This is a genomic window from Promicromonospora kroppenstedtii DSM 19349, assembly GCF_000515355.1.
Classification (GTDB): domain Bacteria; phylum Actinomycetota; class Actinomycetes; order Actinomycetales; family Cellulomonadaceae; genus Promicromonospora; species Promicromonospora kroppenstedtii.
Genome location: NZ_KI911592.1, coordinates 1 through 1,687, shown reverse-complemented (window position 1 = coordinate 1,687; position 1,687 = coordinate 1). Strand labels below are relative to the sequence as shown.

General features: G+C 74.9%; 2 protein-coding genes. Both read right to left on the bottom strand.

Annotated elements, in window-relative coordinates; genetic code table 11:
* Positions 1-686, bottom strand: a 686-nt coding sequence (locus PROKR_RS02790) for an ATP-binding protein (RefSeq protein WP_036959396.1), incomplete at its 3' end; no start/stop codon positions are given.
* Between the two features lie 53 nt (positions 687-739).
* On the bottom strand, positions 740-1,687 hold a 948-nt coding region (locus PROKR_RS02785; RefSeq protein WP_036959395.1), incomplete at its 5' end, for an alpha/beta fold hydrolase.

Genomic DNA, 1,687 nt, shown 5'->3' with positions numbered 1-1,687 from the left:
AGCTCCAGCAGCGCGAGGGGGTTGCCGCGCGTCTCGGCGAGGATGCGCTCCCGGACGTGGCCGTCGACCGGGCCGGGCAGCACGGTGTCGAGCAGCGCCGTCGCGTCGTCGGCGGGCAGGCCGGCGACGCGTAGCTCGGGCAGGCCCGGCAGCACCTCCTCGTCGCCCGGGCTGCGCAGGGCGAAGACCAGGGCGACCGACTCGGCCTCCAGGCGGCGGGCCACGAAGGTCAGGATCACCTGCGACATGCGGTCGACCCACTGCAGGTCGTCCACGAGGCAGACCAGCGGCCGCTCCGCGGCGGCCTCGGCGAACAGCCCGAGCACGGCGAGCCCCACGAGGAGCGCCTCGGGCGGCTCGCCGGGGCTCAGCCCGAACGCGGTGGCCAGCGTGTCGCGCTGTGGCTCCGGAAGCCGGTCGAGGTGGTCGAGCAGCGGCGCGCAGAGGTGCTGGAGCGCCGAGTAGGCGATCTCGGACTCCGGCTCCACACCGACCGTGCGGACCACCCGGGCGGTCCCGGCCCTAGCGGCCAGGTGGTCCAGCAGCGCGGACTTGCCGATACCGGCCTCGCCCCGCAGCACCAGCACACGGCTGTGCCCGGCCCGGACCTCGCGCAGCAGCTCGTCGAGCGTGCCGGTCTCACGCCGCCTGCCGCGCAGCACGCTTCCCACCGTCTCGCTCGCCACACGCACCTCCTCGCGGAGGTTACACCGGGCGGTTTCTCAGCCCGGGCGGCCGCTCACAGCCGGTCGGCGTCGACGACGGCGCGGGCGAAGGCCGCGGGTGCCTCCTGCGGCACGTTGTGGCCGACCCCGCGGAACGTGCGGTGGTCGTACGGCCCGGTGAACATGGCGCGGTAGCCCGCGCCCTCGCCCGGCGGCGTGAACGGGTCCTGCTCGCCGTCGATCGTCACGGTCGGCACCGCGATCTTCGGCCCGGCCGCGAGCCGCGCCTCGACGTCGTCGAACCGGGGGTCGCCGTCGGCCAGGCCGAGGCGCCAGCGGTAGTTGTGCAGCACGATCGCGGCATAGTCGGGGTTGGTGAACGCGGCCGCCGTCCGGTCGAAGGTGGCGTCGTCGAACCGCCAGGTGGGCGAGCTGAACGTCCACACCACGCGGGCCAGCTCCTTGCGGTAGTGCTCGTCCTGCAGCCCCAGCCGCCCGCGCTCGGTGGCAAAGTAGTACTGGTACCACCACGCCCACTCCCGCTCGGGCTCGATGGGCGTCTCGTTGGCCGCGCGGTTGGTGATGAGGTAGCCGGTGACCGACACGAGCGCGCGGACCCGCTCGGGCCACAGGGCGGCGACGATGTCGGCGGTCCGCGAGCCCCAGTCGTACCCGGCCAGCACCGCGCGGCGGACGTGCAGGGCGTCCAGCAGCGCGACGACGTCCCGCGCGACCACGTACTGCTGCGCGTTGCGGAACGTGTCGGGCGACAGGAACGTGGTGCTGCCGTGGCCGCGCAGGTACGGCACGATCACGCGGTAGCCGCGCGCGGCGAGCAGGGGCGCGACCTCGGCGTAGCTGTGGATGTCGTACGGCCAGCCGTGCAGCAGCACCACCGGGGTGCCCCCGGCGGGCCCCAGCTCCGCGTACCCGACGTCGAGCTCGCCGGCCCGGACCTGCTTGATCACGGGGAACGACGGCGGCGTGGCGGCCGGGGCCGGGCGGGCGGCCACGGGCTCCGC